This window comes from Methylomonas sp. 2F7, assembly GCF_057126975.1.
In genome coordinates this window covers 2,243,118-2,255,036 of the sequence record NZ_CP195203.1, presented here as the reverse complement: position 1 = coordinate 2,255,036, position 11,919 = coordinate 2,243,118, and the positions used below count along the sequence as shown (strand labels likewise).

The following is an 11,919-nucleotide window of genomic DNA, read 5'->3' as shown; positions in this document are numbered from 1 at the left end:
GCGGTCTAGCGATCAAACTACCGGCGGTGGCAGCCGGTCGAGAATTTCCGCGAGAATCTCGCCGGCATTGCGCCCCAGTACCGCAGCCTGTGGTTTGACGATCAGGCGGTGTTCCAAAATGGCTGGCGCGATGCTTTTCACCAAATCCGGCGACACGAAATCCCGGCCGCGCAAATAAGCCAAGCCTTGCGCACCGCGCGCCAGGGCCAAGGTGCCGCGCGGGCTGATACCCAAACGCAAATCGCTGTGCAGGCGGCTGGCGGCGCTGATGCCGACCATATACTTAGCCACGTCCATACTAATATGCACCGCCTTGACCTGAGCCCGCGCCGCCAGAATATCGGCTTCGGACGTGACGGCCGGCAAGCTGTCGATGGGATGAGTCTGGGTTTGTGCTGCCAATATCCGCATTTCTTGTTCGATACTGGGGTACTCCATCCGCAAGCGCATGAAAAATCTGTCCAGTTGGGCTTCCGGCAAGGCGTGGGTGCCGGCCATATCGATCGGGTTCTGGGTAGCCAGCACCATGAACAGTTTGGGAAGTTCATGTGTATGCCCGTCCACGCTGACATGAAACTCTTCCATGCATTCCAACAGTGCCGATTGAGCGCGCGGCGTGGCTCGGTTGATTTCGTCGGCCAGTAGTAAATGGGTAAATACCGGTCCCGGCCGGAATTCGAAATCGGCGGTTTTTTGATTGTAGATGGCGACGCCGGTAATGTCCGACGGTAATAAATCCGAGGTGCATTGCAGGCGTTTCATATCCACCGCCACGGAACGGGCTAGTGCCCTGGCCAACATCGTCTTACCGGTGCCGGGCACATCCTCCAGCAACACATGGCCGCGGCACAGCATCGCCACCACGGCCAATTCGATGACCGGCCGTTTGCCGATAATGACTTTTTCGACGTTTTCGATTAAAGAAAGCATGGCATCCATTAGCTCAGGATTGTCCTATTAAAGATATGGGCGGGAAATTAGAGAGCCAAGCTTAGCAGAGCCTGGCCGTTTGTCATTCCAGGCTATGGGTTAATGCGCTTGGCCGCGAATTCGGTATCGGAAAATAGCGCCAACACCGCGAATATCACAATCGCCACCAGTGTCGTGCCCGCTGCGGCAACAGATAAACCAAAAAACGTCAACCAGGAAACAAACGCATAATAAATGGCCGGCATGATGGCTTTATAACCAAAGGATATGCCTAAGACCCCGAGCAATAACCAGATGGCAAAATTCAAACCAACGCTTATCCGCGCCAGGTGATAAACCGGTTTAACAATACGGTCCTTACGCTTGCCCAATCCGAAAAATACCAGGCCATAGAGCACGATCAAAGCCGAACCGTAAACGAATAGTTCCGGGTGCTGGGCTGCCGACGTCGCTTGATCGAAGACATAAAGCACGCTTGCATTTATGTTGCTTTGCGCCAATAGATGATTTGCCAATGTCCCGGGATTCGTAGACTCAGCAACGTCTGGAATAAAATCCGGGAAATAGAAAACGGCTTGTTGCGGCACGATTAACGTCGCGTTGAGTAATGTATTCCGCGGATATTCAGCGGCCGGTTTGCCGTTAACCGACAATACGCCCGCCGTAAAACCGATTTCATCGCCGGGCATACCGACGATTCTGCTGATCTGCAGTTTGCCGGCAGCATCGTTAAAGCTGATCAAGCGTCCGGCTGCCAAATCGACTTTAGCGGACATTACCATAAAAGCGTTCTTGGACAATTCCTTGTATAAGGGATTGGGTGATGCCATGCGGCTGATTGGGTGGCACAAAACGGTATAAATGATCGGTAAGCCGAAAACGACCGCCGCCAGCAGGCTGAGTAGCGTTGGCCACAACGAAGATTGATTAACGCTCATAGTGATTCACCTCAGTTGAAAGCCCTAAAGACTAGCACAGCCTAAAAACCGTGCATGTCGGTGACGTGGACAGCTGGCTGTCCGGATTTGGATATGTCTAATTCTCCGCAATGTCTGGCACTTCATCAACAGCGCCGATTTAAATTCGCTGTTGTGACTGTTGACCAAAAAGGTTTGCAAAAGTAAAAACGCTGCTTGGCCGGCAAAGGTTGGAAATTTTTGAAAAAACTAACTTACGCTGTGGCGACCAGCGAGCAGGCTTTGTTGCAACTTGTTGTCGTCGACCCATAAGTCGCCAGCCAACAATTGGGCAATCTGAGCTTTCAGTTCGGGCGCGCGGTCAGCTTCGAAAAATAAGTTATGGACTATGTTGGAATGATAAAAGCGTTCTACGAACAGGCGCATGGTGTTGAAGCCTAGCAGGTAATGGTAGTCGTCCTCCGCGTGCAACTCGGGGTCGGCTTCCCATCCTTCGGTAAGCCCGAAATGGACGCGGTCGGCAACGCGGGCGGCGCTGGTGAGCGCCAAAAATACGCCGGACGAAAACACCGGATCGAGGAAGCCGGCCGCATCGCCGCAGCAGGCATAGCGAACACCGTAGCGGCTTTGGTTGGTGTAACTGAAATCCGCTTCGACCCTTACCGGCGCGAATTGCTCCGCTCTTGTTGTTAAACGACTCAGGAGCGGCGAGGCCGCCAGATAACGGCGCAACAATTCTTCCGCATCGCAGTCCTTGGGACGCGCTTTCTGTACTACCAAGCCCACACTGAGGCGCCGCTCGGCCAGCGGAATGATCCAGATCCAGCCGATGTCCACGACCGGCACGTATATATTACCGGAACGGAACAATTCATCGGCCTCCTCGCCCGGTTGAATGTTCTCGAAGTGGGTGTATACCGCAAACTTACCCAAATTTTCGATCCGTTTGATGCCTTTGTCTTTTCGGCCCATCAGCGCGCTACGTCCGGTGGCGTCGATCAGATAGCGGCAGCGGTATCGGCTTTTATCAGACACAATGCTGACGTCGTCCGCTTGACAGGAAACATCCAATACTTTTTCTTGCTGATGGGTTTCGACACCGTGTTTCGCGGCGTTTTCAAACAGCATTTGGTCAAACGGTGCGCGCTCTATTTGATAGGTTTTGCGGTGTACGCTCAGCGGGAAATACATACGTTGTTCGGTAGCTTCGTCCATAAATACCGCGCCGTTTTTCGATATATTGCCGGCACTCCAATCTACGCCCAAACGCTGAATAATGGGCTCACTGAACGGCAGCATGGATTCGCCAATATGAAAGCGCGGATGTTTGCCGCTCTCCAGCAGCAAAACCTTATGACCATATTGCGCCAGCAAGGTCGCTGCCGTCGAGCCGGCCGGGCCGCCACCGACGACCACCACATCATGGTCAAAACTGTTTTGCTTGTTGTTTATCATCTTTAAAGATTGATGGATTAGTCGTTTGGATAACCGTCTTCCGCAGCGTTGTAAATGGCGCGGTAAACAGTCCAGTGCACGCCACCGATACCGGCACCGGTGTAAGTAATGATGCCCACACCTTTGTAAAACTCATCGGTGCGCATCACGTCCGGACCAAAATAAAACGGAATCCAGGCTTTGCCGGTTTGGTAAGACTTGGTGTCGGTGGGTTGGCCGAGAATTTCATGAACCTGGCCCTGGGTCATGCCCAGTTTGAGTTTGGCGAACGGGCTATTGGCGGGGAAGTTGCCGTCAATTCGCGAGTCCGGCGCGGTACTGGACTGAGCCGCTGGCGCGCCTGCTTGCGCGGGTGCTTTATTGCTGGATGCGCAGCCAGCGCCCAGCGTTAAAGCGACGAAGAATGCTAATGTTTTATAGTGCTTCACAGAGATACCTTCCGGTTAATTTTGTTAGCGGTCAATAGTAGTTCAGTTACCGCGATTTTTCACCATCGTCTGTTTTCGTATAACAAGATGCCACTATTCATAACCACCCACATTAACTTGCCAACCCGGTGTATGCGAGGTTAGTGCGACGGCTTGCGGCATTCTTCCAGTTAAAGCCGCTTCAAGCAAAGGGATTGCAGCCAAAATTGGCATGCTATTTACCGAATTAGTCCAGGACGCCGGAAAAATGATTTCGCCAACTTGCGGTCTGCCAATGTGCATCAGACGTCCGTCTACTGTTCCGGCCGCCAATAGCAAGGCATAGGCAAAAGCCGGATTACCGGAACCGGGAGCCAGATAGCCCGGCCATACCTCATCGTAACAGACCAGCAATAGCTCGCCGCTCTCACAAGACAACTGGCACCAGGCCTCCAACAAAGCCATTGCCAAGGTATCTGATCCCGCCGCCAGAGCAGTGGCAGGCTGGATACATTGCTGAGCGATACTCCAATAACCCGCCGCAGTATTTTGTACGGAATTATGGAAAGCGCTGGGAGACATTACCCCGTCTGTTTTGACCAGTTCGTTACAAATCTGGTCCGTGGTGTTTATTTCTCCGGCCACGCTGGCAAATATCGCAGGTAAGCTTGATGGCGAACGCTGTGCTTGCTCGCAGGCAGTGATTGCCGCGCTGAAGGCCATTTGCATCGCCTGGCTGCTACGCCGGCGCAATAGCGGCGGAATAGTCTCGCGATTAATATCATAGGCCGGAAACGGCAGGCTGGCCCGAAATGCGGCGTCCGGCGCACAAACGCCCACGCCAAGCAGACTCATGCATTCCATTAAGCGGCCTCCAACAAGACACTGGCATTGTTGCCGCCAAAGCCAAATGCATTGCTCAAGATCAGTCGGGGGCTGACGTTCAATGCTGGCGCTGCGACAAGCGGAAACCGGCACTCGGGGTCTGGTACTTGCAAACCGCAGGTGCCTGGTAAAAAACAGCGCTCCAAGGCCAACAGACTGACCACGACCTCCACGGCACCGGCCGCACCCAAAGTGTGACCGAGCAAACCTTTAACACCGCTACAGGGCGGCGGATGAGGAAACAAGCTGGCCACCGCTCTGGCCTCGGCGAGATCGTTTAGGGTGCTGGCGGTAGCATGCAAATTGATGTAATCGACCTCGCTAACATCGTGTCCTGCGAATCGCAAGGCCTGCGCCATAGCGGTGGCGGCACCAAGCCCCTGCGGGTGCGGCGCGCTCATGTGGTGGGCGTCGGAAGACTCACCCACCGCCAAAAGGCGGGGCCTATTTGCATTCTCAGCGCCGGGCTTTTCCAGCAATAGCAAAGCCGCGCCCTCCCCTATGTTGATGCCTTGGCGCCCGGCATCCATGGGATGGCAAGCCTCCGCAGAGATAAGTTGCAAACTGTTGAAACCGCGCAGCGTCAATCGGCACAAACTGTCTACACCGGCGACCAACACCGCGTCGCAACAATCTGAATTAAGTAAGCGTTGCGCAGCAGCCAAGGCTTTGGCGCTGGAGGAGCAGGCAGTGGAGATGGCATAGCACGGCCCTTGCAAACCCAGTTCCAATTGCAAAAACTCGGCAGTCGCTTGGGCGGTCTGTACCTTGGTGAAATGGAAATCACTGGGCATTACGCCGTCCCGGTGCAACCGAGCATAAGCGTTCTCGGAATCGTAAATGCCGGAAGTACTGGTGCCCAATATCAAACCCACTCTTGCCGCCCCGTAGTTTGCTATCACCCGCTCTACATCGGCACGAAAACCACCTTGGTTCAGGGCCTTTAAAGCCAACCTGGCATTACGGGAGTCGTAGGCTTGCAAGCTAGCACTTATTTCCGGTAAAGGTGATATTACTTCGCCCACTAGGGTATCAAAAGGAATAGCAAATAATGTTAGCGGCTTCAGACAAGTTTGGTTAGCAAGCAGCCTGGCATACAAGGCTTCCACATCATCACCGGCAGTGCTGACGCACTGGTAGGTCGTAACGACGACGGGAGAGATCAGCGGTGTGATAGTCATTAATTCTTTGGCTTTTGGATCAGTAGAGGGCAAAGCAGAAAACCCAAGGTAACCCCCAAGCTTACCGAGAGCGCCAGAATTGGCAAGGTGGGTGTTTTACCCAAGCCCAGCGCACCGAAGGACGCAATGGTTGTTAGGGTGGACGAGGCAATGGCGTGATAAGTCACATCAGCATCCTTGCCGCGATTCTCGATAAAAAAGATGCCGTAATCCACGCACAAGGATACCGATAACAGCAGGCCGATGACGTGTAAGAAACTGACTTCCTCACCCATCAGCGCCCAGGTGGCAAAAATGAACAGCACGGAGGCCATGGAAGGCAGCAAAGTCAGCAACACCTTACGCAGATCGCGTTGTTGTAGCCATATAAACAAAGCCATTACGCCGATCCCGATACCCAGCATCACTAAAGAGCGATCGCGATATTTGCTCGCCAAGTGATCGAGTTGATCCTTTTGACTGAAGTAACGCGTGCCTTCCAAGCCAGCCAAACCGGCTATCAATTTTTCGGGATCGTGCTCACCCAGCCACAGCGTCAACATTACCCCAGTTTGGCCGTTCACTATTTGCCCGGACAGAATGTGCCTTACCGATGATTCCATAACTTGCGCGGGTAACAATGGCTCAGGTGCCGCAGATGACAAACTTCCCAATTTTTCAACTGACAGGCCCGCCTTGGCTAAACCCGCTTGCCAGGCTTGCTGAAACTCCGGCGTCAAACCCTGTTGATAAACCTTATGGTTCTGGGTTTGCAATTGTGCAGATACCAGCCACGGAAACAGACCATGATATTCGCCAAGCACACCGTCCTGCCGCAAGGACTGCAAGCGCCGCTCGGCGGCTTCTGAACGTTGTAGCGCCGTTTCCCAGTCGTCAGCTTGGATCAATACAAAACGGCCCGGTTCGATACTGGAAAAGTGCGAGCGCACCGCCGCATCCTGCTGTTTCAACACATCCATGTCTACCGCCAACTTCTGCATGTCGTCCATCCAGCGGATTTGCGGCAGGCATAGCCCCGCTAAAACGACGCTAAGGGCGAAAAGACCCAGCAAGACCTTTCGGTAACGCCCGCAAAAATCCACCCAAGCCGCGATGCCGGGCAAATGCGCAGAGTGCAGTGCAGAATTCGTCAGTAAGGCCGGCAACACCCAGCGGGTCAAACCCAATGAAGCGGCGATGCTGGCCACGGCAAACACCGCAATTTGCTCGAAGCCGGGAAACCCGGTAAAGCCCAAGGCACCGTAGCCGATCACAGTGGTCAAGCCGCCCATTAACAGGCTGGGCCACAATAAGCGGACCGCTGAGAGTGGCGTGTTGCGGTGCTTGGCGCAATGTACCATCACATGTATCGGATAATCGGATGAGATGCCGATCAAACTGGCGCCCAAAGCCAACGTCAAACTATGGACTTGCGGGAAGACCAACGCTGTCGCCAAGGTGCCGATCACAAACGAAGCGCCCTGCACCATCATTACCCAGTGCAAGGCCGAAAACGAATGAAACAGGAATAGAAACACCAAGGCCACGGCCAGGCTGGATACCACCGAAACCAGCGTCACATCCTGACTAATCTCGCTTTGCGCGGCCACGCTGAACACCGGCACCCCAGCCATCGATAACTTAAATATGCCACCGGCTTCTGCATTCAAACTAGCAAAATTGGCGCGGATCGCCGTTTGCAAGCGGGTTTGCGCCTCGGAATCCAGCGCAGCCGGACGGCTTTGCAGGATTAAAGCACCGCCGCTGCCGAGCTTGGCTTGCTGCTGAAATTGGCCCTGCAAAGCCTTGAAGCCGTTCAGAGACAGCAGCAAAGGATCCTGTTTGGCGATGGTTTTCACAAAGCCGCCTTGCGGCGACAGCAGGGCTTGTTTCAATCCGTCGGCCTTGGCCTCCAACTGGGTCGGTTCAAACAATTCCGGCGCTTCTGCTTCCGGATTAAGGCTGAATATGCGGGCGTGGTGTGGCGCATACGAGGCAACGGCATCGACCCAATCTCGGGGCGGCTGATCGGCCGGCCAAATCTGTTCCACCTCATCAAGTTTGGCCAGCTGATTCACCAGTCGAGTGCTGAATGTGGCGACGGAAATGGGGGGGTCGCCGGTGTTACTCAGACTGGCCGCTGTGGCTGGATCGGTCTTTTCGATGACTAGTAAGTAGCGCCGCGATAATTCACCAGACTTCAACAAGCCAGCCAATAGCCGGGAATCCTCGTCGTCCGTGGCGGTAAAAAACGCGTTCAGGTCCGTCTCGACCTTGATGTGCCAGAACGTGATCGCCAATAACAACGGCAACAGCAGCACAAACCAGCGCTTTCTCCAAACAAAAGACACGCCCTATTCTCCGCTGGCTTCCCGCAACAAACGCTGGAGGGAATATTCCTGTTGCTGGGCTGCGGTGGCTTTCTGCATGCGGTACTCGGTGGATTCGCCGTCCGACTGCTTGATTAAAATGCGCCGTTGTTCGTCTTTGTCATCGCCGGATATTTCGATAGAAGGGAGATCATCGCCGCTCAGCTCCGGTTTCGGCGTAAGCCGCAAAGTCCATTGCGGGCCTTGCTTTTCGGCGGCGATGGCATAGTTAAGCTGCAATTCTTCGGTACGGCCTTGCAGGATGCTGCGAAACACCTTGATTTGCTCGCCCGCAGGCCCTGCCGAATCCAAAGCCGCGCTGTGGCGCTGGTTTTGCTGCGGATCCCAGTAGAGCATGCGCTGTTCGGCGATAGCCATGATTACCCGCGTGGGTTGCAGTTGCAATTTGACCAGACTGCCGTCAGCCCCAGATAGCATCTGACCTTGGCCATGCCACGGTTCGTTAGCCAGTTCCAGTATGCGCGTTTCTTCATAGCGAAACTGCGCCTGACCCTTTTGGCGAATGCGCGCCAGCAATTCGGTCAGCACGCTGTCATCGGCCGATCCAGCAATTGGCAATAAAGCCAAGAGCAAGAACATCGCGCGTTTAATCGTCATCCCTTAAATACCTTATGGCCGTTCATAGCGATGACTTTAAACGTCTCCAATGCCGGCGGAATCTCCAAATCCGGAAAACGCCGGTGCCGGTAAAACCATTCACCGGTTCCGAGTAACCCCATCAACCCATACACCACCACACCGGTGTAAAGTGCCCAAGCGGTTTGCCCCGCGATAGCCGGCAGGGCGGCGCAGATGACTATATTAGAGGCAAAAAATAAGGTCCATATCCAGGTCAGATTCCGGCAATAGTCGGCAATGCCCGGCACTAACTCGGGAAATTGCAAACGCACCAAGCGTTCGATAAACGAAGGTGGCGACCACAGGGTATGCCCGAATAAGAATGTCAGCCACAGATAGGCGAATGATGGCACCAGCCAGACAAAATAAGTCGTCGCGAAATAGGCGCCGGCTAGTAACACCGCAGCCAGTAAAAAACTAGTTAAGCGTGCAACTAAGCCAGACGCGGTAAAACCGCGCCACAGTGTCAATGCTGCAAATACAATGAGTTCAAAGCTGGCAAAGCCCAGGCCGGCCAGATAAGCACTGAGGAAGGGATAAGCAACAACAAAACCGGCGATAATGATCGGTTTGACGACATTACCCATACTTAACGGGTGCGATTAGCGGCGACGAAGTCTGCGAGCGAGCGGAGGGAGAGAAAAATCTGATTGTTGCGTTCGTCGCCGGAGGTGATCTTGATACCGTATTGACGGTCCAGCATCACGCCAATTTCCAGGGCGTCGATGGAGTCCAAACCCAGTCCACCACCAAATAAAGCATCATCCGGCGACAGGTCATCCGGGACGATGTCTTCCAGGAGCAAGCCTTCGATAAGCATGGTTTTCAATTGGCTGATCAAGTCATCTGACATGGCTGTTTAAATTCCATTAATAAACGCCGGATTCTACACAAATTCCCTTAGAGGTTCAAAATCACTTGGATTGCGGCGCAGGCAATGCCAAAATTGCCAAACGCTTAACCACTCAACACCCCATGCCGATAGATAGATACGTGCGTCCTTTCCTGGCTTTAAAAATCCTGTTATTCACGTTACTCGTCCCTGGTGCGGTGCTGATTTACGTGCCTTATTGGTTACTTTCCGATCCGAACCGCAACTTGCCGCACGCCAATCTGGCATGGGCTCTGCCCTCAGGACTTTTTATCATCCTGGGTTTGGCTATTTATCTGCGTTGCGCTTGGGATTTTGCCGTCGAGGGCTCGGGTACTCCGGCTCCCATCGATCCGCCGAAGACACTGGTCGTGAGTGGACTGTATCGCCGGACCCGCAATCCGATGTTTCAAGGTGTTCTAATGCTGCTAATGGCGGAATGTGTGTTGTTTGCCGATCCGGCCCTACTGATTTATGCCGGCTCGATTGCCCTGTTTTTTCATATTACCGTGGTATTTCGCGAAGAGCCGGACCTCGCCAGCCGGTTTGGCGCGTCTTATAAACTCTATTGTCGACAGGTGCCGCGCTGGGGCTTTGCGTTAAAAGCCTTTTCGCCAGAGCCCGTTTGATGCGCGTGATGCGCTTTGCATACGATTTCTTTCTTAACTTATTCACCATTTCACTGCCATGAAGGAAACACTGAAGAATTTCATCTTTGCCGAGCTTATTTACCATGAAGATCCAACCTCATTCGGCGATGACGATAATCTGCTGGATGCGGGGCTGGACAGCATGGGTATCATGCGTCTGATCATGTTTGCCGAGAAGGAGTTTGGGGTGACGCTGCCGGACACCGAAATCGAACCGGATAACGTCGGCAGCCTGAATTCTCTGGAAAACTGGCTCCGCCGCAGCGGTTACGCCGGATGACCAATTCCACGGAACAGCTGTTCAATCCTGGCGATTATTTTACCTACGTACTTGATCAGGAGATTCGTAATGCCGGCATGCCCGGCGGTTATTGCGGATTTGCGCTGCAACTGGCGGAAACGCCTGATTTGTCTGGCCTACAGAATCGACTGGATTTACTGGTAGAACGCTTTCCGCAAGCATCCGCCAAAATCGAGCCGCGCGGCAAGCGCTTTGCGTGGGTCGCCACCGGCAAGCCCATAGCGCTGGAACTTCATGAATGCCGGGCGGATGCCGATGAAGCGGACGAATCGCAACGCATATTGTTGGAGATTTTCAATCGCCCGGAATCCCGGCCGCTGACCGTACACTGGATAGCCGGTGCAGACGGCGGCACCTTGCTGCTCATCTGGCTGCATCCGCTGTTAGATGCCCGTGGCTGCAAGATATTATTGGATTTCCTGTCCTCCGAGCGGCCGGAAAGCTTTAAAGATTCGCCGTCGCTGATCGAAGCCAAATTGGCGCAATGGAGCTTTTGGAAAAAACTGCAATTATTCTTCAAAGCCAAACGCCACAACACGCAAGCCAATAGCCTGGACAGTTGCCTGCCTACTCAGGTTGAACAAGGCCCACAACGCCTGAAATTGAAATTACAAAGTTTCGATGCCGACCAATCGCAGCGCATTGCCAAGTTGGCACAACAATACACTGGCCTTACTGGCCGCACCCTTTATTACCTCGGCTGTTTCATGCGGGCGATGGAACTGGTGGGACCGCCGGCGGCAAAAGACGGCTATTGCATCCCTTATGCGTTTAACTTGCGTCGGCAGAATGCCCCAACACCGGTGTTTGGCAACCATATCGGCTGCTTGTTCGCCCGCGCTACTCGTCAACAAGTGCGAGACCGAAACGGCTTGTTTGCACATCTACTCAGCGAACATAAACAAGTGGTTAGGGATGAGCTGGATCTGGCTTATCTGCCGCTGATGTGGCTGGGCCAATGGCTGGCACCGGCCAAGTACGCCAAAATCTTACGCAAGCAACACAGCGGCGGCGAATTGAGCTCACTGTGGTTTTCCGATATCGGCGAGTTGTCCTGGCGCAAGACGGGCTTTCTCGGCGTTCCGGTTAGCAATATGTCGCTGCTGTGCTGGATGCCTCTACCGCCGGGTTTAGCACTGTTAGCCTGCCAGCTTGAAGGCAAGCTGGTTTTGTCCTATAGCTACTTATCGCCGGCGATAGACGAAGCGTGGCTGGATAAAGTGATGGCGAAGATGAACACGGAGTTGTTGGAAACCGGGGAGAACTGAGTGATCTATCGCTCCCACGCTCCAGTGTGGGAGCGATAATCAGAACCTTCATTTTTTTAGCGAAACC

Annotated in this window: 13 protein-coding genes; 3 read left to right on the top strand and 10 right to left on the bottom strand. The window is 53.8% G+C overall.

The window, feature by feature from the left end:
* Positions 1 to 12: 12 nt before the first annotated feature.
* The 10 genes from ACR64Q_RS10210 to ACR64Q_RS10165 all read right to left on the bottom strand — a co-directional run bounded on the left by ACR64Q_RS10210 (position 13) and on the right by ACR64Q_RS10165 (position 9,615).
* Positions 13 to 939 (bottom strand): AAA family ATPase, encoded by a 927-nt coding sequence (locus ACR64Q_RS10210; RefSeq protein WP_026600743.1) that lies wholly within the window; start codon positions 937 to 939, stop codon positions 13 to 15.
* Between the two features lie 83 nt (positions 940 to 1,022).
* Positions 1,023 to 1,868, bottom strand: a complete 846-nt coding sequence (locus tag ACR64Q_RS10205) for a S26 family signal peptidase (protein ID WP_313734570.1) — start codon at positions 1,866 to 1,868, stop codon at positions 1,023 to 1,025.
* A 228-nt stretch (positions 1,869 to 2,096) separates the two neighbouring features.
* Positions 2,097 to 3,302 (bottom strand): NAD(P)/FAD-dependent oxidoreductase, encoded by a 1,206-nt coding sequence (locus ACR64Q_RS10200; protein WP_313734569.1) that lies wholly within the window; start codon positions 3,300 to 3,302, stop codon positions 2,097 to 2,099.
* Between the two features lie 17 nt (positions 3,303 to 3,319).
* Positions 3,320 to 3,730, bottom strand: coding sequence for an outer membrane protein assembly factor BamE domain-containing protein (gene bamE, locus ACR64Q_RS10195; protein WP_026600740.1), 411 nt, complete (start codon positions 3,728 to 3,730; stop codon positions 3,320 to 3,322).
* A gap of 93 nt (positions 3,731 to 3,823) precedes the next feature.
* Complete coding sequence (locus ACR64Q_RS10190) at positions 3,824 to 4,573, bottom strand: beta-ketoacyl synthase chain length factor (protein WP_313734567.1); 750 nt, start codon at positions 4,571 to 4,573, stop codon at positions 3,824 to 3,826.
* Positions 4,573 to 5,775, bottom strand: a complete 1,203-nt coding sequence (locus tag ACR64Q_RS10185; protein WP_313734566.1) for a beta-ketoacyl-ACP synthase — start codon at positions 5,773 to 5,775, stop codon at positions 4,573 to 4,575. Before ACR64Q_RS10185 ends, ACR64Q_RS10190 begins: the two co-directional genes overlap by 1 nt.
* Positions 5,775 to 8,105 (bottom strand): MMPL family transporter, encoded by a 2,331-nt coding sequence (locus ACR64Q_RS10180; RefSeq protein WP_313734565.1) that lies wholly within the window; start codon positions 8,103 to 8,105, stop codon positions 5,775 to 5,777. The genes ACR64Q_RS10185 and ACR64Q_RS10180 overlap by 1 nt, the downstream gene beginning before the upstream one ends.
* 3 nt (positions 8,106 to 8,108) lie before the next feature.
* A complete protein-coding gene (locus ACR64Q_RS10175) occupies positions 8,109 to 8,741 on the bottom strand; it encodes a LolA family protein (protein WP_313734564.1) in 633 nt (210 codons plus the stop codon).
* A complete protein-coding gene (locus ACR64Q_RS10170; protein WP_313734563.1) occupies positions 8,738 to 9,349 on the bottom strand; it encodes a COG4648 family protein in 612 nt (203 codons plus the stop codon). The genes ACR64Q_RS10175 and ACR64Q_RS10170 overlap by 4 nt, the downstream gene beginning before the upstream one ends.
* Positions 9,350 to 9,351: 2 nt before the next feature.
* Positions 9,352 to 9,615 carry a phosphopantetheine-binding protein gene (locus ACR64Q_RS10165; protein WP_020481178.1) on the bottom strand — a complete coding sequence of 88 codons (264 nt, stop codon included), beginning with the start codon at positions 9,613 to 9,615 and terminating at the stop codon, positions 9,352 to 9,354.
* Between the two features lie 65 nt (positions 9,616 to 9,680).
* Between ACR64Q_RS10165 and ACR64Q_RS10160 the strand changes: the two genes are divergently transcribed.
* From ACR64Q_RS10160 to ACR64Q_RS10150, 3 genes are read left to right on the top strand one after another with little or no spacing between them, the layout of a single operon-like run.
* Positions 9,681 to 10,262 carry a methyltransferase family protein gene (locus ACR64Q_RS10160; RefSeq protein ID WP_483823320.1) on the top strand — a complete coding sequence of 194 codons (582 nt, stop codon included), beginning with the start codon at positions 9,681 to 9,683 and terminating at the stop codon, positions 10,260 to 10,262.
* 58 nt (positions 10,263 to 10,320) lie between these two features.
* Complete coding sequence (locus ACR64Q_RS10155) at positions 10,321 to 10,563, top strand: phosphopantetheine-binding protein (RefSeq protein ID WP_026600733.1); 243 nt, start codon at positions 10,321 to 10,323, stop codon at positions 10,561 to 10,563.
* Positions 10,560 to 11,852 (top strand): hypothetical protein, encoded by a 1,293-nt coding sequence (locus tag ACR64Q_RS10150; RefSeq protein WP_313734561.1) that lies wholly within the window; start codon positions 10,560 to 10,562, stop codon positions 11,850 to 11,852. Before ACR64Q_RS10155 ends, ACR64Q_RS10150 begins: the two co-directional genes overlap by 4 nt.
* The last annotated feature ends 67 nt before the right edge of the window (positions 11,853 to 11,919 follow it).

Coding starts and splice junctions, on each gene's coding strand:
- ACR64Q_RS10200 (WP_313734569.1), bottom strand. CDS start 3,302: ATGATAAACAACAAGCAAAACAGTTTTGACCATGATGTGGTGGTCGTC.
- ACR64Q_RS10150 (WP_313734561.1), top strand. CDS start 10,560: ATGACCAATTCCACGGAACAGCTGTTCAATCCTGGCGATTATTTTACC.
- ACR64Q_RS10205 (WP_313734570.1), bottom strand. CDS start 1,868: ATGAGCGTTAATCAATCTTCGTTGTGGCCAACGCTACTCAGCCTGCTG.
- ACR64Q_RS10210 (WP_026600743.1), bottom strand. CDS start 939: ATGGATGCCATGCTTTCTTTAATCGAAAACGTCGAAAAAGTCATTATC.
- ACR64Q_RS10190 (WP_313734567.1), bottom strand. CDS start 4,573: ATGGAATGCATGAGTCTGCTTGGCGTGGGCGTTTGTGCGCCGGACGCC.
- ACR64Q_RS10185 (WP_313734566.1), bottom strand. CDS start 5,775: ATGACTATCACACCGCTGATCTCTCCCGTCGTCGTTACGACCTACCAG.
- ACR64Q_RS10155 (WP_026600733.1), top strand. CDS start 10,321: ATGAAGGAAACACTGAAGAATTTCATCTTTGCCGAGCTTATTTACCAT.
- ACR64Q_RS10175 (WP_313734564.1), bottom strand. CDS start 8,741: ATGACGATTAAACGCGCGATGTTCTTGCTCTTGGCTTTATTGCCAATT.
- ACR64Q_RS10165 (WP_020481178.1), bottom strand. CDS start 9,615: ATGTCAGATGACTTGATCAGCCAATTGAAAACCATGCTTATCGAAGGC.
- ACR64Q_RS10170 (WP_313734563.1), bottom strand. CDS start 9,349: ATGGGTAATGTCGTCAAACCGATCATTATCGCCGGTTTTGTTGTTGCT.